We start from the raw sequence: 25,765 nt of genomic DNA, 5'->3' as shown, positions 1-25,765 counted from the left end.
TGGCCTCAGAGGTTCTGGAATAGCTTTTGTTTTTGTAATTGTCGTGCGCATTCCGATACCAACTCCGGGTAACTGGATGCTATTGCCTTTAGAATTGCTTCAGAGAGCTCATTCGCTTCATCAGAGCGGCCCACCAGCCTCAGCTCGGCTACTGTACCGGGGTCGCAGTTTGTCAGGTTGGCGCGGGCGTAATTGACTTTCAGCCGCGCCAGAAATTCCACCCCGGGCTTGCGCTTCACCGCGTGGACAGAAAGTGTTTTTCGGCAAAATCGACCAGCTGTACGGCGTTCGTGATGCTCCAGAGCTTTTGCTTCCAGCTCCTGCCCGGCGATAACGGTCACATAGAGGCTACTAATCAACGCCGATACATTCATGCAGCAATCCCCCGCTTATTAGCCAGCGCAACGGTATCCAGAAGTACGAAGTCATCAAGCAGGTTCAGTCCTGCGGGCGTCTTCTGATCACGCCATAGCGCATCCAGTACATCGGTGTCTGGCATTCCCGTTGGGATTAGGCTTAGAAGTTCGGATAACGTATCTACCTGTAGCATGTGGCAGATAGAAGCCAGCATTATTCCCTCTGACGCTTTATCCATAAGACCACCGATCAGAATCTGAATTTCCGGGGTCATAACAAAATGCTCATAATTGGATTTATTGAATCGGCACTGAATGAGTTTATAACCCTTGAACTCAGTAATTAACTCCTGAAGGAATACATGCAGCATATCTGGTTTTGTTTTTCTAATAGCCGCTACCTGCATTGCAATTTTTAAAATGCCATCATCAACTCTTTCGTGCGGGCATCCTGCGGAGGAATAAATACTTTTTGCCTTTTCGAGCCAATTTTGCAGCTCGATATAATTAGTCTGAATATTCAACGCGACCCCCATTGCTATCCAAAAAAGTCTATAACCCTGATATTTTAATGCGCTCCTGTCTATCATCGAAAAATTTAAGACAGCAAAATGCGGCCATTTATATGTGCAAAAATATGAGCCGGTTTATCCGGCCCATCAGAATGAAAAGGAATTTTATGCAGGTCTGTTAAAGACCTGCTGGGAGGTTAGTACACCGGGTGCAGCTGAGTCTCTTCAGTTTCACCATTCTGCTGGTTAGCGCCATTGGTATCGGCATCAGTCGCATCGTCAGCACCGCCGTTGTTTTCAGCACTATCACCGTCGTTGTCACCATTAGCTTCAGCATCTTCTGCCTGTTTTGCTGATTCCAGTTCAGCCAGGGTAGCCATCAGAGTACGGGCCATTTCAGGAGTCAGGCGTAAGACGACTTCTTCCGGCACGGTTTCCGTAATTTCGATCTGATTTTCATGCTCACCTTCCGGCTGCGGCGGGATCTGGTCGCGCAGCTGGCTCAGGGTTGGCAACAGGCTGTCGAAGGTTTTACGGATAACTTTCGGTTTCAGGCCAGTCTTTTTCTTGGAACTCACGAATTTGGCAGTGACGCGGGTTTTCCCAGCTCCTTCTGCCTTTTTCAGGGATTCCATCAGGACTTCATACGGGTCGCGGTCAGTACCCTGACATTCGTTAATAACGTCAACGGCAACGTCACCAGATACCTTATCTTCTTTCACCAGCATCTTGATGCTGAAGTCAGCGTTTGCCAGCACGATACTGCGGCGAACGGTGACCAGAGAGACACCCAGACGCTGAGCAATCGACTCAATGGTGTGACCCCAGCCAATCAGGCGCTTGAAGCCTTCAGCGCGTTCCACCATCTTCAACTGAAGGGAGTTGGCGCTCTCGATCATGTTGTAGACTTCTTCGTCCTTGCCGCCTTCAAATTCCTCGACGGTGATTTTCTGGAAGCTCGCGCCCTCAGCAATCGCCATCATCAGGCCAGCAAAACGGTGGTGGCCATCAATGATTTTCAGGCGGGTTACGCCTTCCACTACTACTGGTTTAACGCGGATGACAGGCACTGACTGAGGACGTTCCAGATAAGCGTGTTTGAACATTACCGCACGGTCATAATTTACGTCGCGGAGGTTCAGTCCCTCTTCCACAAACAACCAGTACGGGCTCACCGCAAAGACGTTGTTACGCCCGATATCGGCTTCTTCGAACTGTTCCGTATTGCCGCTTTTACGCGCTTTGGTTACGAAATCGCTCAGTGCTCGGAGTGATGATGGCGCTTTGTCTAAGCTGCGCATCAGTACCGCAGCGCCTTCCAGATTTTCCAGGGTACGGCTTTGTTCGAAGATAGCTTTAACGTCGGTGTTCATGGTGTTTCTCCGCTTTAGTTATTGTGTCGCGAGGTTCGTTGCTTGCTGTAAATCCAGTTAAACACACACCAAACAGGTGACGAAGCGTATTTGGGGACAAAATGTCTCTTTTTTTTCGGGTACATAAAAAAGCCCTGTAATCCAGTGATTACAAGGCCTTAGCTCGTAATGATGACATCAAGATGGCGACGTTTTTCGATTTTGACCGCATTTTTCATCAAAATTGTCATCACTTCATTTAGTTTTGAACTCTCCCCTTCCTCATATGAACCCCAAGGTAGGAATGGAGTAGGACTATTGATATTGAATGCAACGCCCGTAGGGCATCGCCATGCAGTTGGCTTCTTTGAGTCAGGTTCCCATTTCACCAGGAGTATTGGCGCGTTACAGTCGATGTCATCGATGGCTGGTATAGCCTCATATAAAAACACTCCCGCATCATCCCCACTGAAGAAAGCTAGATGCTTATACGCGCTGGCAAAAGAGACTACGCCCGCGAAAAGGCCCACAACGATGAGGTTAAGGTTCGATGTTTTGTGACGGATACGTTTTTGCTTCAGGCGAACCATTGTCAGGGCTGACAAGAAGATAGCCACCAGCCCCCCGGCTCCTGCGAACCAAACGGAATTGATTTGCAGGAAGGAAATCAAATCACGATGCTCTCTCTGGTTTTCTTCAAGCATCAACGACACAAAAGTTGTTGTTACTGGCATTGATATCAGGAATATCGTGATCATCACTATTGCAAAAGTCTGTATGGAATAGCGGTCTCTATTTTCCTCTATAACAGAATTAAAGGATAACAGATAAACAAATGTAAATAATAAAATGGAAAGAAGGTACATTGGTTATGCCTTTTTTTGGGTTATCGCTGAATTCTTTTATTTAATTCTGTTCTGAAAAATGCATACAAGAACTGCCACCCATCACCATGAGCCGTTCTGAAATCTTTTTCAGGGAGTACCGGAAAACCAAATTTAAAATTATCTTTTCCAGTGTGGCGCTGGCAAAAGTGCGCAAGCTCATGTGCCACTACGCCTTTGATATGATCCAGTTGATTGATTGAATAAAATGCTCCGATGTCCTTACGCTGCTCTATATGTGCGTACTCATGGTAGCGATAGCGCGGTGTATCACTGTCAGGATAAATGGACGATGGTGAAATAGTGATTGAGCTCCTGCCGCCCCATGAATGTTTGGCACTCCAGTTGACCCGAACTTCAGGCGCAGGGCCGGTGAAACCATATGCCTGTCTATAGAGGTGCAGAAGATACCCTGAATACAGAAAAACAACTTTCTCCGCCGTCATAACGCGAGAAACGCCATAGCGAGCAACTGCCCTATCTCTGGCTGTCAGAACGGGGGTTTTTACCCGTGGGGAGAATAATTTTGTTGGGCTGAATAGCCAGACTTCTGAATCGTCATCAGGCATATCCAGTATCACCTGAATTTCTTCAGGCGACCCAACTCGTTGATGCCACCTTTCAAGATTATCGCCCACTTCATTCAGGCTGATTAAATCATCGGCATTCTCGTAGAATAACCAGATCAGCGTTCCTCGTGGGAGTGCTTTCTCAGCTGTAATATGTGAGAGGATAATTTGACGTGGTGTCATCTTATTCGCCACAGTTCCCGGATGCTTCTATCAGTTTTATTTTTGTTGCTTCTGCCGCCTGCATTTTTTGTTTCATCTTCTCAATGCTAGCGGTCACACGGCGGGCGCACCATTGATACGCTGCCTGACGTGATTCGAAAAACTCATAATCCGCGTGCAGGTAAACTGATGTGCCGTAGGAGACGGACATACGGTAACCCTTCGGCGTTTCATTGATGACTTCCCGTTCTTCTACACAGTTTTCAAACTCAGGGACATAATCCACGAATCGACGACGCAGAATGCAAAACAGCACCTTTATTTGGTTTTCATCAGTCATTTGTTATCCTCGTTATTCTTCTTATTTATCATCAACCTTTCTTAATTGTCGATGCTGAATACGGCGGAGCGGATTTCACGCTTGGCCTGCTGACGGGCGCGGTGTTTGCTTACACGAAGAGATCTATCGTATGCATTGTTTTTACGATAGCCACGCGAGCGGCACAGTGAACAAGTGCAGCCTTCTACTGAATAGAAAATCCCAAACGGTTTCATAAGTATCACCTTTAAGCTTGATAATAATGTTTATCATAGCTGGAGTTATTCAGGTGACGAATAGTTAAGGGGCGCGTTTTGCTTGGGTTTTTACACTATCGTTTATTGAGTCGATGAGGTCGGAAATAGAAAGGAGTTTTCTGCCAAAGAATAGTTTTCGTCTGGCTTCTATTTCGTAGCGGAAGGGTTCAATAATTTCATCTTCATGCATGATTACGAAACGATAGCCGTTATTAAGGAGTTTATGCAGCTTGTTTGTTTTTTTTCTTATGGGACTTAGCTTAAACATTGTTATCAACTTCTCATCATGATCACCTGAATTGTTATAACACAGTTATTTCCGACACGCTGCTGCTTTTGCTGAAGAACTCGGATTGCTTTGGGCTGGGCCAGCAGGTTGTATGCCGGGCGAACCCGGCATCGTTATCACAGGGCTTTTTCTTTTCCCTTTCGTTCTATCCCACGAAACATCGCGCATTTCCGCACAATATCCAGTGTCGGGATGCTACCACTCCCCTGCTCTTTCACGCTCATTCGCAACGTGAGCCGTAGCAACATCTTGATGTCACGTGGTGGAAGTTCTGGGTAAGTGTTTACAAGTGATCTGACCAGTTCATCAGGAATGTTCACGCCAAAGTTCTCACCCATAATCTTCCAGATCTTTTGGGCATCTGATTTCTCCGGCACATCATAGTGAATGATTGCAGCGCATCTTGGTATGATAGCCTCATCGATGTCACTACCCCGGTTGCTTGTCATGAACATCAACCCATCGAAATACTCCAGTGTACGGAGGAACTCCGCAACGATGGCATTTTGAGTCAGTGATGCTCCACGCTGCATGACAAACACATCGGCTTCGTCCAGAAGCAGGACACAGTTCCACCGTTTAGCCCGGGTCAGAATCGTCCGCAGATTTTTCTCAATGTCATCGGCGTTGGTTCCCAGTGCGCCAGCATGAATTGAGTACAGGGGCCGTTCAATGACCTCTGCATACACTTCAGCAGTTAATGTCTTCCCAAGTCCGGGTGAGCCCACGCACATGATGATGTTACCCGCGCTTTTCCCTTCAACAATATCGCTGGTGAAAGCGCTGATATCCGTGGTCAGTATATCGAGTAAATCACGGTGGTCTTCCGGCAAAACCATCTTTTTTGGCAGTTCTTTATCATACTTGTATGGTTCTACGTTATTGGCATGTATCCAGATAAAGTCTTGCAGCGAGAGATCAAAATAACGCTGCACAGGAATTTCGGGTAAAAGGCCAAACTGGTCATCTTCAAAAAGAGGCGACTCCACTTCTGCACCGTAGGCATCGCACTCACTATCAGGCAAATCGTGTATCAGTTTATGCCCTGCTATTTCCAGATTCCGGTCGCTGTAGCTATACGATTCCATTCTGACAGCCCTGCCGGTTGCTTTAAACTGATTGCCAAATTGCCCGTCGACCACTTCCTTAAACCGCGTTAGTTGTTCCAGGTACTCTTGTTTCAGCTCATGCGTTTCATGGTAGATATCACGGTCGGCCAGTGTCTTAGCGACACTGCGCCGCGCCACCTCATTAGGCTCGAAATTCAGGGCGGTAAGCTGGGTTCCGTAAACCTTTTTGGAGTGCGAATATTCGCCGAACCCATACCAGCTGATTTGTAACAATAGTGATGGGGGACGGTCAGAGTTTTTTTCTGATTTTACTTCTTTTATTGCTGTAACAAGACCGGGGTACAGGTTGCCGTCATGACCGCGTCGGTATATCCAGCCATCAATTCGATTTGACTTCAGATACTGTAGTAACACACGACCGAATGCCGGAAAACTGCTCACAGGCTTATCGAAATCACCTTCCAGTGCAGTGATGATCGATTCAAGAGCTCGTCGATTTTTTGACTCTCCATCACCACGACATGCCTGTAAAAGTTCATTCAGATCATCCCGAGATAAACATAGCGGATCGACGGCAATCTCATCGTCAGAACTACGGTGGCTATAACGATTACGTAAAGCCTCAAATGTTGGGCTTGTGGTAGCTTTTAGTGTTTCTGTTTTTATCGTGAGTGCCATAGCCGTCCTCGTCAGTAATTTACTTTGATATGCCTTAAGTTCACATGGAAGGGGCAACTTCGAACGCATTAGGAACTCTGATCCGCGAGCCTATTTCCAGTTTAATGGTTGCCTTTACGTATTCACCCTCCTTCAGATAGGTGATGTCTTGGTTATGAAATGTTGACTTTTCATGTGTAGCCCACCATTCCATAGAGCTTGGGATTTTTAACGTTAGCCCAAGATGTTCAGTGAGATAGCATACTCCCATGTTTGAGTAGGTCTTAACGGGGTTCGGGTAGAATTGAAAGTTACCCTCTACGAGACAATCAGTACGAGGATCGATGAACGAAAGGAAAACGCTAAAAGTACCCTGACGTTTTAGCTCGGCGTAAGCCTCAAGAATCGTGAAACGCTTTAATGCGTCATTTGAAAACAGGGTTACAATTTTTTCCGAAAGCATAGCCACCTCATGAGCTGTTTTTTTCCTATTATCAACCGGTGTCTCCTCCTGACGAATAGGTTTGCGGCCAAAAAAAAACTGCACCAGGAGGTGCAGTTTCGATAATCAAGCAATGGCGAATTGTTATTTTTCGCTACTCAGTTTATCCGTAATAAATGCTTCAATTTCTGCCATGAGCTCGGTACTCATTCGGTTAAATTCAAAGCGAACTTTACGGCCTGATGCATTTTTGCTGATACGGGCGTATTTGTCCTTATTAGCAAAATTAGCCAGATCACGGGTTTCCCAACTTTTTGCAGGTGGCTTTTGATCGAGTAATTCAACCGCCTTTGTGATCTGCGCCATGACAATTTTCTGCGCTTCCGGGATGTCACTGATGTCCAGATTAGCAATTTCTTCTTTCACCCTATCAACTACATCTGCAAGAATGAAAAGGTTGCTCTCTACGTATTTCTGAAGTTTGGACAACCGGCTGTAGAAGGAGTTTGGTATACCTTCATAATCCGGGAACAGAGCTATCAACGAACCGTCAATACGCGCCGCCTGAATACGTTTAAAGACTGACACATGGCTTATGCCAAGAAAGAGGGCAAGCTCTTCATTTTTGGTGAATCCTTTTTCCTGCATTAGTTCCAGATACTGAAGCCCAACCTCTCGGTATGAGAATCGGCGTGATGTTTGTGCAGCGGTAATAATCGCCTTGATGTCCTCAGCTGATAGATCATCTGGTAGCACCCATAAAGGCAGATCTTTTTGAGCCGCAATACAGCAAAAACGTCTGCGGCTACCTTCAATAAGCAGGTACACGCCATCACGTTTAACGGCAACACCTTCAGTATCAACACCCCTTGACTCAATTTGTTGCAGGATATCTCGTACTGCGTTTGTGGTAAGCGCTTCCTGATTTCGCGGGTTCATTGGGTGAACGGCGGTCTCAGTAGCGACATTTTCAGCTGCTACAGTGACGTGCTCAGCTTCAAGTTTTCGCCCGTTATGAAGGGTAAAGAGTTTCTTAATGCGAGGGGGACTCTTAAGGTTAGCTAACCCGGAACGGTGGCCTACATCGGTTCGCTTTGGCGTATTTAGATAACGCGATTTATCGTTTCCGATATGCTGTTCATCACTCATGCGTTAACTCCTTCCTTCGCTGAAAAACTCTTTATCTCATTAATAAACTGTTGATATACGGACATTACGGATTCTTCGGCAATATCCAGCTGCTTTGGTGAACATAACTCTTCAGATTTCTTAATATCGAGAACCGACCTACCCCGTGACGCAGCTGCTTTGAATGCTTCAGAGTTTTTGATATTGGTTGCCATAAACAGGTCTTGAACGGTTCGAATTAACTTATCGAGGACTATTTTTTCGTATGGGCTTTTATCATCGACGTTAACGGCCAGTACTTTAAACCATTTAATATTTTCACCTTTATTGGGAGACTGACGGAATCGCTCACTGATCGTCAGCATAAAATCAGTTGTGGATGCATAGTCGTATTCTCGCGGAGAAACTGCGACAAGAATACCGTCAGCGGCCTCATCAGCGGCCCAGATAATTGGCGAGTCTTCTGGAGGGGTATCGAAGATAATAAGGTCATACTTAGCTTTCAGGACTGGCATTATCACTTCTTTGAATCGTAGCAACAACTGAGTGCGCTCTTCTTTACTGCACTGCCAGTATTTATCTTTGAATCTCGCATCGGTTGGGAACGCAGTAATTACATCAAGATTTGGCAGATGGGTTGAGAACGGCATATTCTCAATGATTTCAGCCTCAGAGTAACCCATGTCGAGGTATTTTTTATATTCAGAACCTTCTTCATACACGCCCAGGATTGCGTCGATTGCAGTCAGGAATACGTCGTCTTCAGATACGCTTTGAATCATACCGCTACCAATAGAGCCTTGCGGATCCCATTCAATTACTAAAACTCTGGCATTCAACTGGAGATCAAGTGCTGCTGCTACAGCCAGAGCCACTGAGGTCGTGCTTTTTCCTGTCCCACCTTTATGATTCTGAACAATGATTGTTCGGCTCTGGTAGTAATCTCTATAGCGCGGATAACCCAGGGCATCCATAATATTCTGGACATCCCAGCGGGTATAAAGGTGGTTTTTGTTCTGATAAATAGGTTGACCCACCAGCCTTTTTTCTTCGAGATCAGCGAGAATTTTATTGAAGGTAACTCGAGATTTTCCAAAGAAGTCGGAGAGATTTTTTTTATTCAGGCAGTGGTTATAGATAAGGCGATCTACCCCCTCCACACTGTCATCTGATACAGATACCCGGGAAGAAGCCAGTAACGATTCTTTCAATGAAATTTGTTCGGACTTCATGCGTTGCCCGACAAGGGCAATTTTATCTATTAGATTCATTCTCGTCATACCCTCAAACCTGAATTATGAATTTAAACGCATATGCGTATACTTTACGTATAATGCGTAAAATGACGCTCTATGCGTATAATTGTAACGGCAATCAGATTGAGACGCTAACATTCTATTTTGTTTTTTCTTCATTTTGCGATCTCGAAATGCAGTTCAATGACACATCATCTTTCTCTTCTGGCGATTAAGGGGGTTAAGTAATCCACGGGGCGGGCAGAACCCGGAGAGACTGACTGGCGATTAAGGGGGTTAAGTAACCCACGGGTCGGGCAGAACCCGGAGATGCTGGCTGGCGATTAAGGGGGTTAAGTGACCCACTGTACGGGCAGAAACCGGAGAGGCTGGCTGGCGATTAAGGGGGTTAAGTGACCCACTGTACGGGCAGAAACCGGAGAGGCTGGCTGGCGATTAAGGGGGTTAAGTGACCCACGGTACGGGCAGAACCCGGAGAGGCTGACTGGCGATTAAGGGTGTTAAGTAATCCACGGGTCGGGCAGAACCCGGAGATGCTGGCTGGCGATTAAGGGGGTTAAGTGACTTAGCGCTGGAGGATACGCCCTGCAACTATTGGTAAATGAATGACAAGGTTTCCCGTAAGACCCATCAAATAAAAAAGCCTCTGAAGTAGAGGCTCTTGGGTATTCGATATAGTTAGGCTAATTCGTCCGGGTCGTTGATGGCACTAACGAAGAACTCCGTGCGGTAATCATTCCCCCATCCCAACCAGACAGAAGGTGAACCCTCCTTTGCCAACGAACGGTCACCCGTCATGCTGTCCGCTTGGACAGGAACTGTCACGCATTCTTTAATAGTATCGGCCTCGGCAACCAGTCCAGTACTCTGGGTTTCAAATCCGGCAATTACGACAACAGCATCAGGGTCGTGTAGCTGAAGCTGGGCGATAAGCTCTTTAACTTTCATAGTGATCCTCTGCGCTAGAATTATCCAATTCTACCACGCTTGATGGTCAGGCGTATAAGTGCTTACTGTACAGCTCGAAAGCTTCATCATGTTCCAAATCGTCCAGGATAACGATATCAGGGCCATGTTCTTTTTTGATTTGTGCGATGTATGAAGCGTATTGAGCCTGGCTTTTGTAGCCCACTGTCCAAAGTCTACCTTCGCGTAAGACGCAGATTTTCTTGCGGTAAACCTTCTTGAAACTTGATTTAGTTTTCCGGTTACGCTCCTCGTCACTGACAAGCTGGTCGATTACTTCAATCAGGTTTGAGTCTATGAGAAATGGCTTGCCATTGTGTTCGCCAAGGCAGATTGGCAGAAGACCCTTCGCATATGATTCGGCCTGGCGGAACAGCTCTTTTTTTCCTGGTTCGAACAGTACGCGAGTTTCGCCACCATGCCCATCATTATCAGCTGTACCTATGCTCAGCCCGTCGAAGAGGACAGTAGCGTTAAAGCAGACTGTTTCCTGGCTCATGCCAGTATAGATTTTGAGGCCTTTCAATTTGATTCTTGTCTGAGTGTTCATTGTGTGTTCCCCGCTTTCTAATTGTGATTCTATTTTCAATCACCTTGAGCAGGTGACGAAGTGATACGGAGAAATAATTGTTGGGTCGCCTGATAGCCGGGCTGGTGGCAGCCGCAACCCTTAGTCAGTACTTCGGGATCGTAGTTCCGAAAAGCCACAACAGTCTCCACAGCGTTTTGGGGGTGTTAACCCCCATACGCTTTGAGACTTTGCCCTAGCGGGCCGCGAATTCGCCTAATCGCCCCGTGAGGGCTCTATTCGAATTTACATGTCGTGCCTGCTTCGCTTGAGAGCGAAGCTTTTGGACGGCGATTGCCCGCGTGGCGGGCAGACATTTTTACGTGCGCATTGCGCACGATTTTCTTCGGTTACATTACAGGGCTGGCTGGGGATTGGCTTATTGCAATATTCTACAACGAAGCTGGGAACGGCTGGCTGGAACGCGAAGATTTAAATCATACTCTATATCGACTGATATCAACGACGGTATCAGCGGGGTCTGTTGCCAGCTTACAGGTCACTTGACCTTCCTGATCCAGCATCAGTGTCGCGGTTAACGGTTCATTTTGAGCATCGATTACAGTGACATTCACGCGTAACCGTGTTGGAAGCATCATCAGAATTCGCGTAGGGCTCTCTGATAATGACACGTTTCTGGCTTGCAGAACCGCTAAAACACTCTTCATTAACTCTGCTTGGTCGATCATATAGTCACATGCCACTGGATGTATTGGGATGAAATCGTGCCTACCGCAGGGCTACACGAAAGATATAAATCAGTATGACATGCGGGCCGGACTCAAACCATCAATTACTGGAACCAGTCCGAAGATAGCGCTCTGGTTTTTATGCTGTTGAATTTACATAGTTGTTATTTAGTGAATTATTCGTACCTTATCATTCACTGATATCACTTAAATTCAAAGTGAACAGGAGAGGATTGGATTAAAAGTCCATAAAATGTGAATTAAAAGTGCGCTAGGAAATGCGATAAACTGATTGATTTGTTTTGATATGGTTTTTATGTGAATTATCGGTGAGTTACTTGTGTGCTACTTATCTCCATGCTGCTATGCCTTTCCAATAAATAGATTGGATAGGGCAGGGAGATGGAAGAGGGGAGAGGGCTTACTCCGCAGGTGATTTCACTTTAAATTCAAGCCATCTTGCCCCGAGCCTGTTTTTATCCAGATTGTAGAACAACGGTTTTATACAGACCCCTTCATACTCAGGGAACTCTATACCGCTGGCGAAGTGAATCTGTAGTGTATCAGGATCAATACCCATCATGTTTGTGTCAAACAGCCTGTGGAATGTTGGTGATAGCAAAATGCCGTTACTGGCGTTATAGCAGCCTGCTACGGATGTTGGTTCAATATGTGCTGCCTCCAGCACACCGTTGAGGTGTTTGCCCGATACCGCGCACAGGCTTCCGAAATTCTTATCCACCAACTCACGGAACTGAGACTGGACATGCACATCGCGAACGCTAACCTCTCGGCGGAAGCTCGGGGAGCGCATACGGATATCTGCATGGGGGAGGTGACCGCGTGGTAATGGCAATACAGCCGGTTGCTCATCCATTACTGGATTCTGCTCCTCGCAGTAGGTGTCCACGGACTCAATCAAACGGGATGTGTCATTACCAAATCGGCGAGTGAACCAGAGCCTGAAGTGAGCCAACCGTGATGCCGGAATTTTGTTACGTGCGTACTCCTGAGCATTCTCCTTTTCGATTTCAGTATTTAGTAAAGCCAGACGGGCCTGAGAAGCACGAATTTCTTCCTGGACTCTGAGATATCCTGCCAGTAGACAAACTTTGGATTCCTGATGTTCAGGCCGTCGCGGATAACCAGATCCTGTTTCAACCACGCCAAAGGCTTTGTACCGGAACATTCGGGGAAAAAGCGTTAATGCCACCCGGTTGTTACGACGAACGAGGGAACGAATCAGATTGGTTATCTTCCTCATGTTCTGAATAGTGCGGGGAGAAAAGAACGCGGCGTATTACCTCTGCTCTATCTATTCCCGACATTATCCCTCTGCGAATGACACCACGGAGGTGAGCATTATGTCTTGCCCCGCTTACTAGGCCGAACTCACGGGACAAACTGACATACTCTTTCAGGAGGTGATGCTTAGGGTCGGTAAACGCCTCTGGAGGAATCACCTGATATGCAACTGACGAAAGTATACGGAAAGTCAGTTCAGATGCTGTCCAGCCCTCACGCCGAAGCCGAATAATTGTTATAACGAGATCATCGATACCAGGCATATCCGGTTCGATATATAGGGACATCAGAGTGTCGTTCATTCCGGGAGGAAGGCTAGCAGAGTGTGACGGGTTGCTCATAGGGTAAGGTACTGATCGGACGTAGAAGAAGCGCTTATGTTACGGAATTCGCTCTGGTGGGTTTTAGCTCCAGTGGCGAACGCTGGAACTACGGGTAAAAAAATCCCCGGTTTACCGGGGAAGTTAACAACTACCTCCAGAAGGGTTGGAGGCAAAGCCGGTTGGGCGACCGGCCACAGGGAATGCTACGGCTTAATGCCGAGTACTACACCGCCATAGACCAGGTACATCACGATGGCGAACAGCATGAAGAAATGGGTTACCGGGTGCGCCAGCGCGGCTGCTGCCGCATTGCTTGCGCTGAGCTTCAGTGAGCCAAAAGAGTGATTACGAACAGCTTGTGCTTTCATGGGTCGCTCCTGATAACGGGTTACATGTTGTGGCTTCTGTATCCAGTATCTGGTGAGTGACTCAGGTGACGAAGAAAACCAGGGCATAAAAAGCCCTGTATTTTCAGAAAGATAATATCGGTTTCGTTTTGTGTTGTGCTTGCTATTCCGGGCATAAAAAAACCGCCTGGTGAACCAGACGGCTTTGGGATAAACAGGCTTTACACAGACAGGTCAGTGGATCATTTAAGTCACTTAACCCCCTTAATCGCCAGTGTATTGCCACCAGCAGTACGTGGTCTAACGCTTAAATATCGTAGCGACCTTCTTTGATTTGCTGGAGCTGTTCAGCCAGCACCTTCGCCAGTGGTTCGGCTTCTTCTTCATCATCAAGATTGTCGATGAGCGTCAGATTCGACTCACCCGCACGGCGGGCATAAACCCCATACGCTCGCTGGCCGGAGATATCGGTGACCGAAGTCTGAGAGTGATCGCAGATGATATTGCCGTGACGGTCTACCGGCCCGAAGCTGATGGCTTCATAATCCGCATCGTGGCCCAATGGTAAATCGCGCAAAACAAACAGGCGTAATGGGAGAACGTCGTACTCAGCACCACATTTTGCTGCCACATCCAGATCGTTAATTTCACGGAGAAAATCTTTCGCTACCACCGAGTCAGAATGCATCCGGTAAATGGTCGATGCGGCCCAGATTGCACCAGCATAAAATTGTGATTCTTCTTTTGTCATTTAGCACCTGCTCTTATTGTCATGGGTATGCCGGTCGAACGGTATCCCCGTGCAGACCGTCAGTAAACGGTTATTTCCTTTGCGCAGCAGTCGCATTGGTATTCGTTGATACCACCAGTTGCGACCCAGTTTATTGCGCCGCAGCGGCAACTCAACAGCTGGCGCATACCAGGAGCAAGTGCCCGCTCTGAAAACGACTCAACCGGGACTTCGCCCGGGTAGTAGTAACCTTTTATCAGCTTGCTGCGTGAATGCCCGTCAGTGTCGGTGTAATGCAGATACACCTTCCGGGTATAAATCATACCCGAGTCAGTGCCGAACTGCGTTTTCAGAAGCATACATATCCTCCAGACGCTGAATACATTGTTGTGCGGCCTTATCAAGTAGTTCAGCCGTGGGTTCATCATAGATGCCACGTACCAGCAGACCAAATATTTCCGGGTCTACAGACAAATCGTACATGCATACGCGAACGCCAAGCGCTGTACGTAGCGCATAGACATGGCGGTTAGGCTTTCCGCCGATACCGGTGACTGACGCGACATTTTCAAAATTACCAGGGTTAACCAGGTTAATCACGGGGCACGATATACACTCAGGGATCCGCTTCAGAGCCACAGCATCCAGATACAGGCTGTGGCCCACTTTCAGGTTTTTTGGCAACGCTTGCAACGGCATGGCTTCGAGGGCCAGATTTTCTTCAAGATGCAGGTTATCCGGCAAAGTGGTAATACGGGTGTTTGACAGCATCATACTGCCAGCTACTTTCAGCGTATCCGGCAGATAGGCGATATCAGTACACATGATGTCCAGAACGCGGCCCACCGTCAGATTTTCCGGCAGATACTTAAGACGTGAAGAATTCGCCATGAGCGTACCGGTAATGGTCAGGTTGTCAGGGAGAGATTCCAGCTCAGAGTAGCTGATAAACAGATTGCGGGCCACCAGCCCGGCAGGGATGCTATGAATGCCCGACAGAATGGTCAGGGTGTTCGTCACGGTCAGATTCGCGGGAATATAGTCGCAGGGAATTGCCGGATCTTCTGGCTCAAGCGTAAACCCGACACGAAGATCGCCTTCAACGATGATTCGTCCGTCCTGAAGGGTAAAGGCCACACCATTCGCTGCCAGTTTATCAATGAAGTCTGTCATATCGGTTTCCTTTTAATGGCCCGACGAGCCGGGCCGGAGGTTCAGAGTTTGCTGACAAAGTTCTGCTGCGTGAACAGGTACATATCGCCCTGCTCATTGAACATGCACAGATTTTCGAGGATGCGCTTTTCAATCCAGACGACCGGCTTTTCACGCATATCCTTCGCGAGCGAAAAGGTGTTTCGCAGCCGGGTAATGCGGTGCTGATCATTGATTGCCTGGTGAATTGCGGCCTTTGACGCTGCCGCCTGCTTTTTTACGTTGTTGCGGGCACACCATAATTCGCCACTAGCGGCTGATGCCCGCGCTGCTGGCTGACGTGAGGAGTCCAGTTGGTCATAACGTAAGAGATTCGGCATGATGCCCCCTGTCATAGTTTTGTCGTTATTGACCTATTATCTGGCAGGTGGGGCTGGTGACGAAGGGCGCTGAGGTTGTCTGATGGTTAAAAGATTGCCGTTAGTGTTCCATATGGTATAATTGAATTACCAAATGGGAGGGCTAGTTATGACGATGAAAGTTTTTTCTCCAGACGTTACCAAAACGAATCAGCACTGCTTATGGCAGGTTGCTGGGCTGGATAATGACGGTATCGCGCTGATGGATAAAATCAATCACGGTCTCGATGGCACAGTAGCTAAGCACATTTCTGAATGGGCTAACATCACGCCGTCTGAGCTGCGCAAAATGTCGGGTATACCTAATACGACGTTTAATCGTAGCATCAAAGACCGTTTCACTGCCGATCAGAGCGAACGTCTGGTGCGCATTATCCGCGTAATTGAACGCGCTGTAGAGCTGTTTGAAGGTGACAAAGAAGCGGCGCACAAATGGCTGAACGAAGCGAACCGTGGTCTGAGCTGGAAATCACCGGCAGAGCTTGTTTCTTCTGAGACAGGTGCGCTTGAAGTGATGCGCCTGATTACGCGTATTGAGCACGGGGTATACTCGTGATCCTTTACCGACTGACCAAGACCCGTTATCTGATGACTGCGTGGTCTGGTCTGGGTGCGAAAGAAGCGGGGGGCCGCTGGAACAGCGTAGGCACTGCAATGGTCTACCTGTCTGAAACGGCCAGCCTTACCATGCTTGAAACGCTGGTACACATTCACGCGCCGCAGTTACTGGACGACTTTACACTGCTGAGTCTTGATGTACCGGATGATCAGATCCAGACCTTCGACATGAGCCGTCTCCCTGATAACTGGGCGAGTGAGGATGCTCCTGCTGAGCTGGCGCTCTACGGTGATAACTGGGCTGAAAGCGGTTCTTCTATCGCGCTGCGTATTCCAAGTGCGTTGTCTCCGGTTGAATTTAACTACTTGCTGAATCCGGCACACCCTGAACTCTTTGACCTGATGGCTACGGTTAAGAAAATTCCGTTCCGGTTTGATTCCCGCCTGAAATAACACACAGGCAACTCCCCGGCATTGACGAACTGAGGTGTCTCTGATGATTCAGAAAGCGAAAGTCGCTAAAGCGTTTATCTCTGTAATTGCCTTGTTCGCCTTTGTCTACTGGGGACTTGATCCCGATTCAATTTGTCAGGCAGTTGGTGACGCATCTCAAACCTGCGGTTACTCCGGCAAGAATGGCGATGCGAGTCTGGTTGGTTCCGTGTTTGCTCTGATGCTGACGGTGTTGGCGGGTGCGATGCTTTGGGCGTGGGTCAGGAAAGGCTAATCAGAACTCTTGCAACTCCCTCCGTGATGCCGGGTGACGCTCCTCACTGAGCGCCACCAGTCAGTCATTACAAACGGGTTGATGATTCAATCGCGGGCGGAAGGCTACTATTCAGCGCGTCGAACCCGCCAAATGCCCGGCCCTCTTTTGTCAGCACCAGATGCATCGGCGTTTCGTTGATATTACGGGCGATGTAATCGTTGATGAATGCCCGCGCCTGATCGGCATTTTTAACCTCTGCTGTTTCCGGCATGGAGTTATGGGAACGATTAAAGACGACAGAGACATAATTCCCTTCAATTCTTACCGGGCGAGTCGATACGGTGAGTTTCATGGTCATTTTCCTGTAGTGAGTGTTGTGTGTATTGGTGTTCTGCCACTATCTACTGCAACGTTGCGGCCACAGGGCGAAGAATTGCTATCGCCTTTGATAACGCCTGCCGCTCACCACCATCAAGGATTCTGACTGCTTCTACGCAAGCCGCTTCTGCTGTATCAGCACGTTCTACCAACGTCCTGACGGTATTTTCATATGATCCGCAATCAGGCTCCTGATTGCTGTCTTCGCTCAGCGTGTTCCATGACTCAGTGAGGTTAACTGCAACAGCGACCAATTGGTCAGTGCTGATATCACCTTTTACGCAACGGCAGGCCACTTCAGCGCCCAGACGTTCAGCAATGTCGTAGTACCAGACTCCCGGTTCTTCAGATGCCTGATACGCAGGTTCGCAGGCTTTACAGATCTGCTCTGCGGCATCCAACATCCAGTGAGCACATTCAATTTCGCCACCAGCCAGCGTTTCACAGATCATTGTCTGTACGCTGTCACAGTTGAAGGTGAGGGGGATAGGATTAGCCACTGATAATGCGGTCAGACGGGAGACTTCATGCTGGAAGCCCTGAAACATGAACATGGCGCAGATAGCTGGATTTAACATGGTAGACCCCTGTAGTTATGTGTGTTGTTCGTTTTGTTTACATAACCAGTTAACCACGCTCCCCGCAGGTGACGAAGGCTTTCGGGGCAGAAAATTCACAAAAAAAACCGACCATTAAGGCCGGTTATGATCTGGAGTATATGGGGCTGAAAACCGCGTTATGCCTTCACTTTCGCCATAAACAGCTGCATGGTTTCTTCAGCAAGCGGAGTGCCAACCTGCTCAAGAACATACTCCGCGACATGCGGGGTGAGAATGAAGTCGATAAACTCCGGCAAGGACATGCTGTTCAGGCTCGGTAGCTGTCTGGACAGTGCATTCTGGTAATTTTCCACTTCACCCAGTTTGCGCTCGGGCCAGCCCACCAGCTCAGGGTGCTTTTCCTTAAGTGCGAGGCCGCGCTCCGGGAAACTGTTACTGATGGGGTGTCTGGCGAGGGTGGGGATCAGGAGATTCGCCAGAAAATCCACTTTCTCGTAATCAAGACAGACAGAATTCATATAGGTTTACCTCTTGCCACTGGCTATGATGTTCGCTTGCTATCTGGAAAACTCTACCAAAGCGGCTGGCGATATCTCATTGAAAACGCCAGCAGAATGCGGTCATTTCCAGCAGGAGTTACCCCATCTGATAACTGTCATAAGATGCCCCGCAGGCTTCCACCAGCGCATCCAGATCACCGGTAAACTCTCTGGCCCGCTTCATCAATGCACGGTGTAATTCCGCTGGTGGAATGTCATCGCTACTCTTCGCCGGGTATTCAACACTGAACGCGATGGTAAACGCATGGCTATACCACGGCCCGGCATTCTGGTTTTCAAAGCGGGCCATCAGCTGGCTTTCGGTTGTATCGGTAGCAAATGTATCGAGGTGGACGACATCGACCGGCACGTTGAGTGCCCCGGCAGTGGTTGATGCCAGCTGCCGGGCTTCGTCTCCTCGCTCTGGTGGTGCGCAGTAGAGACATTTCCCGTTCAGTACCACCAGCGTCTGACCGTAGGTCGTACTGACGATACTCACGGTGTTAGCCGGTTGCGGGTGTGTGGTTGCAGTGTGCTGCATGGTGTTCTCCATTAGGTCACTCACATGGCAACCAGCTTACCCGGCACAATTCAGCTGACGAAATCAGGACGGACTGGTGTATATCGTTCGCAAAATAAAGATATTTTTTATCATCAGCACCGGTAGTTACGGGGCAAATTGCAGGTATCCGGTACAATGGTGATATGAAGGGCATTACATGCAGAATCGTGTGGCCCGGCAGACGGATACCGAATATCAGCAGAAGGAACCAGGACAATGCAGGAACTCGACTTTGACCATATCCAGATAAACCTGAACCCGCGAGCGTGTGCTGTCACACCTATCCCGGAAGACCTGAAAAGGGAGCTGGCTTATCTGGGCGCTATCGCAGAGAGAAAGAAATTCGCGGCAAGCCTGATTGTTAATCTCTACAACCCGGACGTTTGCGGGGCGAATATGTACAAACTCACGGCCTATTGCCGTAACGAGTCATGCGATACCCTTCGCGATGGCATGATGACCCTGATACAGCTTTGTGCATACATGGAGTCACATGAGATCTATGGCGAGACGTTTGTCAAAAAGCTGATTAAACAATGGGAGTTTCGTAAGTAGTCTGCTGCTTCAAAATACCTTTCTGACAGGGCGCTATGTGCGCCCTTTTATTTTAAAAAAACGGGAAGGTCTTGCCCGGGTATTACCTGCTATTTTCAACTACCAAACCACAACGGCAGAAGAAAATTGACCAGTCGAAGCAATTCGACCAGGAGTTCGACATACAGGAAATGGAAGTCTTTCATAACAGTCTCTTCATATAATTGGCTCGACAAAATCGTTGCATCACGACGATCGCAGGTGTGAGGTTTGTTTTCTTCGTGGGGGTTGTCAGCTATCACGACATTGAGGCAGGCAAGCGCAGGTGTCACAGTTTCGGGTATATTTTATGCTGGTGGGGTGACCACCAGCTGCGGGTATAGTTACTTAATGGTTTTCAGGAGGGTGAACTTGGTTTTGCACCGGGTGCATTGCGCTTTCAGAGACCCGGAGCGCACCTGTTTCAGTTTCCCGGCGCACTGGGTACAGGCTACGTCCTTCACACGTTGTGCCATTCGCTCATCCACAGCGAGTGTTTTGGTCGGGTTATGCTTACGCTTGGGAGCCTTCAAAAGCCCCAGCGCCCGCAACGTGGCTTTGTACTCCCGGGTGATCCATTGACCGTCGCGCTCATAGTGCAGGCCATCCCCCATCATATCGCCAAGCTGTATCAGCCGCTGATGCAGCACTTTTTCTTCTTCAGGACTCATATACCGTGCTCTCTTTAAATTATTGAGACGGAACCGAGCCGATTGATACCTCATATGAGGCCACCAGCGTCTTTACTGGCGTTTCAACGAAGCTGACGCTCTGCTGAGTAGAGTCGAATGAGAATCGCGTCCAGCGCCCCACAGAGCGCGATCCTGAAGCTTTCGCTATGACCGTCCCGTTCGCGCATCTCCAGAAGGGCATCCAGCTCGTTATCGTCAATCGGCAGTGGCCCGGAACAGAAGGTTTTCACCATGTCAGAGGTGTCAGGGTTTATACCTGCAATGCGCAGGATATCGGGAACCTCAGACCGGTAGATCACCGGTCGGCCTGATGGCGGTGTCCACGTTATCGGCTCTATCTTCAGTTGCGGTAAGCCAGCACCGGCGAGGGCGTTATTCAGATCGTCTATAAGCACGACATCCGCTCCTGAAGGAGGATGTACGCCGAGGGCCGCAGGGATTTCGACAGAGATATTGTGCATGGCGTTTACCTCAGTGAAGGACGTGATTAACCAGCGACGGGGGGATATCGAGTGACCCGACACTCCAGCCATTGGCAGTTGTCGCAATAAGATCTGGCCGGAACCCACCCCAACCCGTCACACGGCCCGAATCGTTGACCACCACCACCAGCGGCGCACCGGTATTTTGTGTCAGGCGAACGAGATCTGCGTTGTCCACCAGCGGGATCTCATTCACGTCCACCCCAGCCAGAGAAAAGCGGGTAAGCGTCATGCGACATTTCGGACAATCAGGGGCAGTAAACACAGTAATTTTCATTGGGATAGCCTGGTGTATACGGGATATATTCATTATCCCAGCTTTCCGCTTCTGACGAAGCGTTGCGCGGGTAATCAGAGCGTAAGCAGGTAAGATATTGTTGGGGCCATCCTGCAACATCAGTTGCGCCAGTTGCCTGGCTATTCGTCGCTCTCTCCATTAGAGAAAATAAACCAAATAAGCAGAACGCCTCCGACCCACATTCCAACAAAGAGGCAAATACCGATCAGGTCATAGACGTATTGTGGGATTTCATTCATAACGCATCCTCATTAATAATTTGTATTCAGCCTTAAACCGGTCATTTCATTAACCGAATCCGGTCTATCAAAGCGCTACCCTGCGTTGCATTCAGCCCCTCGTGCCGGTGAGTCAGGAACAGGGCAGGGCAGTCAGTTGGAAAGAGTCGAGCGGTATCGTCCACGAAGGTGTAATGCTGTAGGCCGAACCGTTTAACGACCGCCATGCATTCGTGATAACGCACGTGGTTATTCACCAGCCCATCCAGATCGGGATTGAGTCCAGCAATCCGATCGCGTATACCCGCAGGGAAATGACTCAGCACCATCTCCCGGGGTACGCCGGTACGCCAGTTTGTGGAAAGGATAATTCCCGTCTGCGGGCATTGCGTCAGCACGTGATCCAGCACAGGCATAAACTCCAGTGACCCGTTTTCCGCCCGGTGGAGTACACCGTCGATGTCCAGGAAAATCCAGTGACGACGGGCATCTATTTCCAGCCAGAACTCGCCCGCAGAGCGCCGGGTCGACATACAATCTATATCGTCCTGACAGGTAAACCTGACTAACCACTTCTGTAATAATCGGAACATAGAGGCCTCTCGCGGTAGTTGACTATATGCAGAACCGGCAACCATCAAAATCATACGGATTCTGTTGCCATGAAATACGGCCACACCCGGGGCAATTCCAGCGAGTCAGCCCCTTTGACTGTCGGCGATTTTGGCGTTTCAGCCAGGCAGGCATCAGCAGACCGGCCCCCTGCGTCATTTTACGGCGGTCTATCCGCTCAACACTGAAGGTAGGGCGCTTTGCAGCGTCAGGGATGTGATGGGGTAACCAGACGACATCAGGTCTATCTGCCTGTGGTGAGTCAAAAACTCTGGCAAGGGAAAAATCCGTGGTAGTACCCGCATCAGCCAGCCAGAACAGATCGTTTCCGTCCCATTGGCCATTAACGAAGCCGACATATTTGGTGGCGCTTTCGGAGAGAATGGTTTTTCCCGGTACAAACTGATGATCAACATGAAACACGAGATGGCGGTCGACTGCATCGGCATCAACCGGCAGGTCAAACTCCCGTCCCGTATTCCATGCGCGTTGTGCTTCCTCGCGGGTGTAAACCCGGGCATTACGCTGATCGGTGCTGTAACCTCTGCCGTGATGGCTATGAAAAGCGGTATTGCTACCAACGGTGTCACGCAAGCTGACCAGATAAAAACGGTCTTTCATGAAACACTCCAGAGGATGATGGCAGGAAAATAGCCCGGCGCGGCGGATACCGACACCGGGGAGGAGGGGTTAGCTTTCGATTTTGCTGACGTTTACGGTGTCATCGTCGTTACGCTTTACACCCAGCATGGTATCGCCATCGACTTCGATAATGCCGTCAAAGTAGTCGGTCATTTCGTCATAGCTGACTTCATCAAGGTCATCCAGCCGGTAGGAAGAGCCATCCGGCAGAACAAACTGACCATCCAGCGTGGCAAGGTCATACGCCAGCGGGGTAACCGTGAAGTAATACTCATCGGTGAACCAGACCGCGCCAACCACCAGTGGGTGAGAAATGTGGAATTCGACGGTGTTATAGCCCTGCGCTGCGATTGCATCCAGCAAATCAATGAAGCCGGGCATCGTATCGCCATCCCAGCCATCAGCCGATAAGGAAGGCTTGAGGTTATCCCAGTCGCTCAGACTGAAAAACACTGTGCCCTCACCGTCATCGCTGATATGGGATGAAATGTACGTCGCGCTTGCTTTTGAAGCCATTGCAAACAGGAAGTCCTCATCGAGCACGTGTTTGAGGGAGGTTTTAAAAACCTTGTCAGTGCCTGCTGCCGGGATAATCGCTAACATGAAACACCTCAGTGGTTGTGTTGGTCTGTTTTTATTATCGAACGACTGAGTCTGCTGACGAAGGAAAAAAGGGGACAAAAAGAGGCTGTTTTCTCAATAAAATCAGAAAGATTGTGACGGCCCGAATTCAGATGAAACGGGCGCAGACGGGGGGTTATTTGCTGGCGGATTCGGCTTCGTAAATGACTTCGTCGGCCCAGTCTCGATCAAATCCCGGCATCACCGGTAATGCTGCAACGACATCGGTAGGGAGGGCATCAATATAATCGCGCATGGCTTTTGCCACTTCCAGCAGTTCATTTTGCTTCATCATTTTCTCGCTCATTATCTCTGTCAGAAACCATCCAGCAGGAAGTCCACCGCACTTTTGATAGTGTGCCGGAACGGAGATGCGTCCATGACCGCCTGACCGAGCTGCTTCACGCGGACTGAAGCCATTTCATGCGTCATCAGGATAACGTCATTCCCTTCCACCTGTATGACCGGAGTTAATCGCGCAACCGGGGCCGAGGCTCCTTTTTTAAGCCGATGAAGGGGGATCACCAGGCGGGTATTTAACTCGCCAATGATGTCGCTCTGTATATCCAGCAGGTAAGGGTATGCCTGGCTGTTGCCGGGATTGCGGTAAACGGTATATTGCATTATCAGAACGTCCTGTATTCGTCAGACAGTAACCCATGCTCTTCAGTGATGCGGTTCAACTCCTGAATACCAGCACGATTCTGTCGTTTCCATTCTTCCGCTGCACTGGCCTTCAGTTTGCTCTGAAGCGCTTCTGCCAGCGTGGCGGACAAGTTAATCCCAGCGTCTTTTGCCTGCTGTACGAGCATTGGCTCAAGGGTGACACTGACGGTTTTTTTCTGGCGAGCAGCTGTAGCCTGCATGTGTCCTCCAATAAAAAAGCACGTGTCGATTACACGTGCTTTAAGTATGCGCCCATTTTATCCCACCAGCAAATTTGTTTGCCTCCGAGAGAGTCTACTGCGTCAGTTCAGCAGGTCAGATGGCCTAGACCGCAGAGGCTACGTTTTTCCAATCATGATAAGCAACACACGCCTGTTTGGCAGGTTGGCTGCAACTTTAGCTGCTTTATCAATGCTTTGTGCTGTATACACTACCCCTCTTTCTTTCAGGTTCTCCGCGTTCTGACGCAGCGTTTCCTCTGAAAAGCTGGACGACTCATCAATGCCAACTGGGCCGGGCTTTGCACCGCGCAAACTGAATGGCACAGGGCCATGCCAATCATTCTTTACCAGTAACAGTCGGGCATCAATGATCCGTCCTGGTAGCGTTCTTTCGATGAGGTAACTTTTTCCGGTTCCAGTGCTGCCAATCAGGCAAACGGTGTAACCGAAACGCAATGCCCATCGAATGATTAGAGCCCAATACCGCGCCCGGAACGCGGAAATGACAGGCATTTCACCTGGTCTAAATACCGCTGCGAAAAGACATGAATAGCTATATTTCTCAGCGTTACAATCTTTCATAAAACTTTATCCAGTGATGTGTTTTTGGGGAATTTTCTGCCCGCCCAGCAGGTAGCTGGTGTATCTGAAGTACATAACATCTTGTAGTTGCCTCTGACTATCTCTCTGGATATAGACTTATCAAATTCATTTCTATCCATATCAAATAGCCAGTAGAACCCATCAGCATAGATAATTGTGGTTCGATTGGGATCCGAAGCTACGACGCGAGCATCCGTAATCAAATTCTCCTCATAGCGCAAAGGCGAAGCGGAGAAAAAGAATATTATTAATACGAACCAACTCCCTATGAAACACGGTAAAACATGTTTTTTGCAATCCTTTAAACCATCTTTGTTGCCTTTCATTTTGTAGTCATAAAGACCAAGCAAAAAAAGTAAGAAAGAAAAAGCAAACCCCAGAAAAACGTGAGTATAAAACTGATGGATGCCGTCACTCCATGTAATACTGATACTTCCAGCATTTGTTCTTTTTGTTGTTATTTCTAATACGGAAATGAAAATGGCTGTTAACTGACTAAAACAAAATATTTTTATGCTTAATTCAGACTTAAACGCTTTGTTATATACTAATACAATCACAAAAAGTATTACGATTACAAAAGCTGTAATCATAAACTCACTCATCATCATGAGCACACTGTTATTAATACTGTAATTTATGTTCATCATCACTCCTTAATTTCACAACTTTTCATCATTTTATTTGAGAATTGACAGGCTTATCGAGTAGGGGGTTTAGCGTCCTTGAATATGTTCGCTCGTGTGGCGCTCACTAGACACCAGATAACAGAAGAAAGCAGAGCAAGCATTGCGTAAACCATTCGGAAGTTTGAATCCCACTTCGCGGTTACTATTGATTCATCGACCGCCTCGCGAACGCAGGGAGATTCGATAAGTGTCGGGGGAGTCGTGGATTGTGGCTCTTCGGTACATACCATTAGTTTGCCGACCGGAGCACCATCAATGACAGCCCTGGCTGCACTAACCAGATGCGCTGAAGGTGAACCTGAATAGTTCATGCAGATGAACGTGATAAATAAAGCAATCGCCGGGCCGGAGACCAGAGTGAAGAATGCGAAGCTGCGGCAGGCCGTAGTA

37 protein-coding genes are annotated in these 25,765 nt (G+C 48.5%); 4 read left to right on the top strand and 33 right to left on the bottom strand.

Going from position 1 to position 25,765, the window contains the following annotated elements:
* Positions 1-5: 5 nt before the first annotated feature.
* The 19 genes from GBC03_00780 to GBC03_00690 form a co-directional block, all read right to left on the bottom strand.
* A complete protein-coding gene (locus tag GBC03_00780; protein QFS68840.1) occupies positions 6-374 on the bottom strand; it encodes a hypothetical protein in 369 nt (122 codons plus the stop codon).
* Complete coding sequence (locus GBC03_00775) at positions 371-892, bottom strand: hypothetical protein (GenBank protein QFS68839.1); 522 nt, start codon at positions 890-892, stop codon at positions 371-373. Before GBC03_00775 ends, GBC03_00780 begins: the two co-directional genes overlap by 4 nt.
* Positions 893-1,065: 173 nt before the next feature.
* Entirely contained in the window at positions 1,066-2,241 is a 1,176-nt protein-coding gene (locus GBC03_00770) for a hypothetical protein (protein ID QFS68838.1), read from the bottom strand.
* A 158-nt stretch (positions 2,242-2,399) separates the two neighbouring features.
* Positions 2,400-3,086: a hypothetical protein gene (locus GBC03_00765; GenBank protein ID QFS68837.1), complete on the bottom strand. Its 687-nt coding sequence runs from the start codon at positions 3,084-3,086 to the stop codon at positions 2,400-2,402.
* 20 nt (positions 3,087-3,106) lie between these two features.
* Positions 3,107-3,856, bottom strand: a complete 750-nt coding sequence (locus GBC03_00760) for a hypothetical protein (protein ID QFS68836.1) — start codon at positions 3,854-3,856, stop codon at positions 3,107-3,109.
* Between the two features lies 1 nt (position 3,857).
* The gene (locus GBC03_00755; GenBank protein ID QFS68835.1) at positions 3,858-4,175 is read right to left on the bottom strand and encodes a hypothetical protein; all 318 of its coding nucleotides are present in this window, start codon (positions 4,173-4,175) and stop codon (positions 3,858-3,860) included.
* 279 nt (positions 4,176-4,454) lie between these two features.
* Positions 4,455-4,679: a hypothetical protein gene (locus GBC03_00750; GenBank protein ID QFS68834.1), complete on the bottom strand. Its 225-nt coding sequence runs from the start codon at positions 4,677-4,679 to the stop codon at positions 4,455-4,457.
* A gap of 137 nt (positions 4,680-4,816) precedes the next feature.
* Entirely contained in the window at positions 4,817-6,517 is a 1,701-nt protein-coding gene (locus GBC03_00745; GenBank protein QFS68833.1) for an AAA family ATPase, read from the bottom strand.
* On the bottom strand, positions 6,489-6,890 hold the full coding sequence (locus tag GBC03_00740) for a hypothetical protein (protein ID QFS68954.1): 402 nt from the start codon (positions 6,888-6,890) through the stop codon (positions 6,489-6,491). The genes GBC03_00745 and GBC03_00740 overlap by 29 nt, the downstream gene beginning before the upstream one ends.
* 123 nt (positions 6,891-7,013) lie before the next feature.
* Positions 7,014-8,018, bottom strand: coding sequence for a peptide transporter (locus GBC03_00735; protein QFS68832.1), 1,005 nt, complete (start codon positions 8,016-8,018; stop codon positions 7,014-7,016).
* Complete coding sequence (locus GBC03_00730) at positions 8,015-9,268, bottom strand: AAA family ATPase (GenBank protein QFS68953.1); 1,254 nt, start codon at positions 9,266-9,268, stop codon at positions 8,015-8,017. The genes GBC03_00735 and GBC03_00730 overlap by 4 nt, the downstream gene beginning before the upstream one ends.
* Before the next feature lie 663 nt (positions 9,269-9,931).
* Positions 9,932-10,201 carry a hypothetical protein gene (locus tag GBC03_00725; GenBank protein QFS68831.1) on the bottom strand — a complete coding sequence of 90 codons (270 nt, stop codon included), beginning with the start codon at positions 10,199-10,201 and terminating at the stop codon, positions 9,932-9,934.
* 46 nt (positions 10,202-10,247) lie between these two features.
* Entirely contained in the window at positions 10,248-10,769 is a 522-nt protein-coding gene (locus GBC03_00720) for a hypothetical protein (GenBank protein QFS68830.1), read from the bottom strand.
* Positions 10,770-11,224: 455 nt separating this feature from the next.
* Positions 11,225-11,476: a hypothetical protein gene (locus GBC03_00715; protein ID QFS68829.1), complete on the bottom strand. Its 252-nt coding sequence runs from the start codon at positions 11,474-11,476 to the stop codon at positions 11,225-11,227.
* Between the two features lie 421 nt (positions 11,477-11,897).
* Positions 11,898-12,740 carry an HNH endonuclease gene (locus tag GBC03_00710; GenBank protein ID QFS68828.1) on the bottom strand — a complete coding sequence of 281 codons (843 nt, stop codon included), beginning with the start codon at positions 12,738-12,740 and terminating at the stop codon, positions 11,898-11,900.
* Between the two features lie 1,018 nt (positions 12,741-13,758).
* Positions 13,759-14,202 carry a hypothetical protein gene (locus tag GBC03_00705; protein QFS68827.1) on the bottom strand — a complete coding sequence of 148 codons (444 nt, stop codon included), beginning with the start codon at positions 14,200-14,202 and terminating at the stop codon, positions 13,759-13,761.
* A gap of 59 nt (positions 14,203-14,261) precedes the next feature.
* Positions 14,262-14,540 carry a hypothetical protein gene (locus tag GBC03_00700; GenBank protein ID QFS68826.1) on the bottom strand — a complete coding sequence of 93 codons (279 nt, stop codon included), beginning with the start codon at positions 14,538-14,540 and terminating at the stop codon, positions 14,262-14,264.
* A complete protein-coding gene (locus GBC03_00695) occupies positions 14,512-15,354 on the bottom strand; it encodes a hypothetical protein (protein QFS68825.1) in 843 nt (280 codons plus the stop codon). The genes GBC03_00700 and GBC03_00695 overlap by 29 nt, the downstream gene beginning before the upstream one ends.
* A 41-nt stretch (positions 15,355-15,395) precedes the next feature.
* Complete coding sequence (locus tag GBC03_00690; GenBank protein ID QFS68824.1) at positions 15,396-15,713, bottom strand: hypothetical protein; 318 nt, start codon at positions 15,711-15,713, stop codon at positions 15,396-15,398.
* A 148-nt stretch (positions 15,714-15,861) separates the two neighbouring features.
* On the opposite strand from GBC03_00690, the gene GBC03_00685 reads away from it, so the two are divergent.
* Genes GBC03_00685 through GBC03_00675 form a run of 3 tightly spaced genes read left to right on the top strand, consistent with a single transcriptional unit; the run spans position 15,862 to position 17,037 of the window.
* Entirely contained in the window at positions 15,862-16,308 is a 447-nt protein-coding gene (locus GBC03_00685) for a DUF2384 domain-containing protein (protein QFS68823.1), read from the top strand.
* Positions 16,305-16,763: an RES domain-containing protein gene (locus GBC03_00680; GenBank protein QFS68822.1), complete on the top strand. Its 459-nt coding sequence runs from the start codon at positions 16,305-16,307 to the stop codon at positions 16,761-16,763. Before GBC03_00685 ends, GBC03_00680 begins: the two co-directional genes overlap by 4 nt.
* A 43-nt stretch (positions 16,764-16,806) precedes the next feature.
* Positions 16,807-17,037: a hypothetical protein gene (locus GBC03_00675; GenBank protein QFS68821.1), complete on the top strand. Its 231-nt coding sequence runs from the start codon at positions 16,807-16,809 to the stop codon at positions 17,035-17,037.
* Between the two features lie 67 nt (positions 17,038-17,104).
* On the opposite strand, the gene GBC03_00670 is transcribed toward GBC03_00675, so the two are convergent.
* The 4 genes from GBC03_00670 to GBC03_00655 all read right to left on the bottom strand — a co-directional run bounded on the left by GBC03_00670 (position 17,105) and on the right by GBC03_00655 (position 19,037).
* Positions 17,105-17,371, bottom strand: a complete 267-nt coding sequence (locus GBC03_00670; protein ID QFS68820.1) for a hypothetical protein — start codon at positions 17,369-17,371, stop codon at positions 17,105-17,107.
* Positions 17,372-17,420: 49 nt separating this feature from the next.
* Positions 17,421-17,975, bottom strand: coding sequence for a hypothetical protein (locus GBC03_00665; GenBank protein ID QFS68819.1), 555 nt, complete (start codon positions 17,973-17,975; stop codon positions 17,421-17,423).
* A 158-nt stretch (positions 17,976-18,133) separates the two neighbouring features.
* Positions 18,134-18,475, bottom strand: a complete 342-nt coding sequence (locus GBC03_00660; GenBank protein QFS68818.1) for a hypothetical protein — start codon at positions 18,473-18,475, stop codon at positions 18,134-18,136.
* A 118-nt stretch (positions 18,476-18,593) separates the two neighbouring features.
* Positions 18,594-19,037 (bottom strand): hypothetical protein, encoded by a 444-nt coding sequence (locus GBC03_00655; GenBank protein QFS68817.1) that lies wholly within the window; start codon positions 19,035-19,037, stop codon positions 18,594-18,596.
* A 237-nt stretch (positions 19,038-19,274) separates the two neighbouring features.
* Here GBC03_00655 and GBC03_00650 point away from each other — a divergent pair, with 237 nt between their 5' ends.
* Positions 19,275-19,613 carry a hypothetical protein gene (locus GBC03_00650; GenBank protein QFS68816.1) on the top strand — a complete coding sequence of 113 codons (339 nt, stop codon included), beginning with the start codon at positions 19,275-19,277 and terminating at the stop codon, positions 19,611-19,613.
* A gap of 362 nt (positions 19,614-19,975) precedes the next feature.
* Here GBC03_00650 and GBC03_00645 read toward each other — a convergent pair whose 3' ends face one another.
* The 10 genes from GBC03_00645 to GBC03_00600 form a co-directional block, all read right to left on the bottom strand.
* Positions 19,976-20,302: a hypothetical protein gene (locus GBC03_00645; protein QFS68815.1), complete on the bottom strand. Its 327-nt coding sequence runs from the start codon at positions 20,300-20,302 to the stop codon at positions 19,976-19,978.
* A gap of 83 nt (positions 20,303-20,385) precedes the next feature.
* Positions 20,386-20,784, bottom strand: a complete 399-nt coding sequence (locus GBC03_00640) for a hypothetical protein (GenBank protein QFS68814.1) — start codon at positions 20,782-20,784, stop codon at positions 20,386-20,388.
* Positions 20,785-20,794: 10 nt separating this feature from the next.
* Positions 20,795-21,037: a hypothetical protein gene (locus GBC03_00635; protein QFS68952.1), complete on the bottom strand. Its 243-nt coding sequence runs from the start codon at positions 21,035-21,037 to the stop codon at positions 20,795-20,797.
* A 346-nt stretch (positions 21,038-21,383) separates the two neighbouring features.
* Complete coding sequence (locus GBC03_00630) at positions 21,384-21,854, bottom strand: hypothetical protein (GenBank protein QFS68813.1); 471 nt, start codon at positions 21,852-21,854, stop codon at positions 21,384-21,386.
* Positions 21,855-21,936: 82 nt separating this feature from the next.
* Entirely contained in the window at positions 21,937-22,554 is a 618-nt protein-coding gene (locus tag GBC03_00625) for a hypothetical protein (GenBank protein ID QFS68812.1), read from the bottom strand.
* Between the two features lie 69 nt (positions 22,555-22,623).
* A complete protein-coding gene (locus GBC03_00620; GenBank protein ID QFS68811.1) occupies positions 22,624-23,178 on the bottom strand; it encodes a hypothetical protein in 555 nt (184 codons plus the stop codon).
* A gap of 333 nt (positions 23,179-23,511) precedes the next feature.
* Positions 23,512-23,820 carry a cytotoxin gene (locus GBC03_00615; protein QFS68810.1) on the bottom strand — a complete coding sequence of 103 codons (309 nt, stop codon included), beginning with the start codon at positions 23,818-23,820 and terminating at the stop codon, positions 23,512-23,514.
* Positions 23,821-23,822: 2 nt separating this feature from the next.
* Complete coding sequence (locus GBC03_00610) at positions 23,823-24,062, bottom strand: antitoxin (GenBank protein ID QFS68809.1); 240 nt, start codon at positions 24,060-24,062, stop codon at positions 23,823-23,825.
* Between the two features lie 138 nt (positions 24,063-24,200).
* A complete protein-coding gene (locus tag GBC03_00605; protein ID QFS68951.1) occupies positions 24,201-24,407 on the bottom strand; it encodes a hypothetical protein in 207 nt (68 codons plus the stop codon).
* Between the two features lie 254 nt (positions 24,408-24,661).
* Positions 24,662-25,333, bottom strand: coding sequence for a hypothetical protein (locus GBC03_00600; protein QFS68950.1), 672 nt, complete (start codon positions 25,331-25,333; stop codon positions 24,662-24,664).
* Positions 25,334-25,765 lie beyond the last annotated feature (432 nt).

Origin of the sequence: Citrobacter telavivensis, from assembly GCA_009363175.1 — a bacterium.
Lineage (GTDB): Bacteria > Pseudomonadota > Gammaproteobacteria > Enterobacterales > Enterobacteriaceae > Citrobacter_A > Citrobacter_A telavivensis.
Note: the sequence above shows the minus strand (reverse complement) of the source record. Positions and strands in the feature narration are given on the sequence as shown.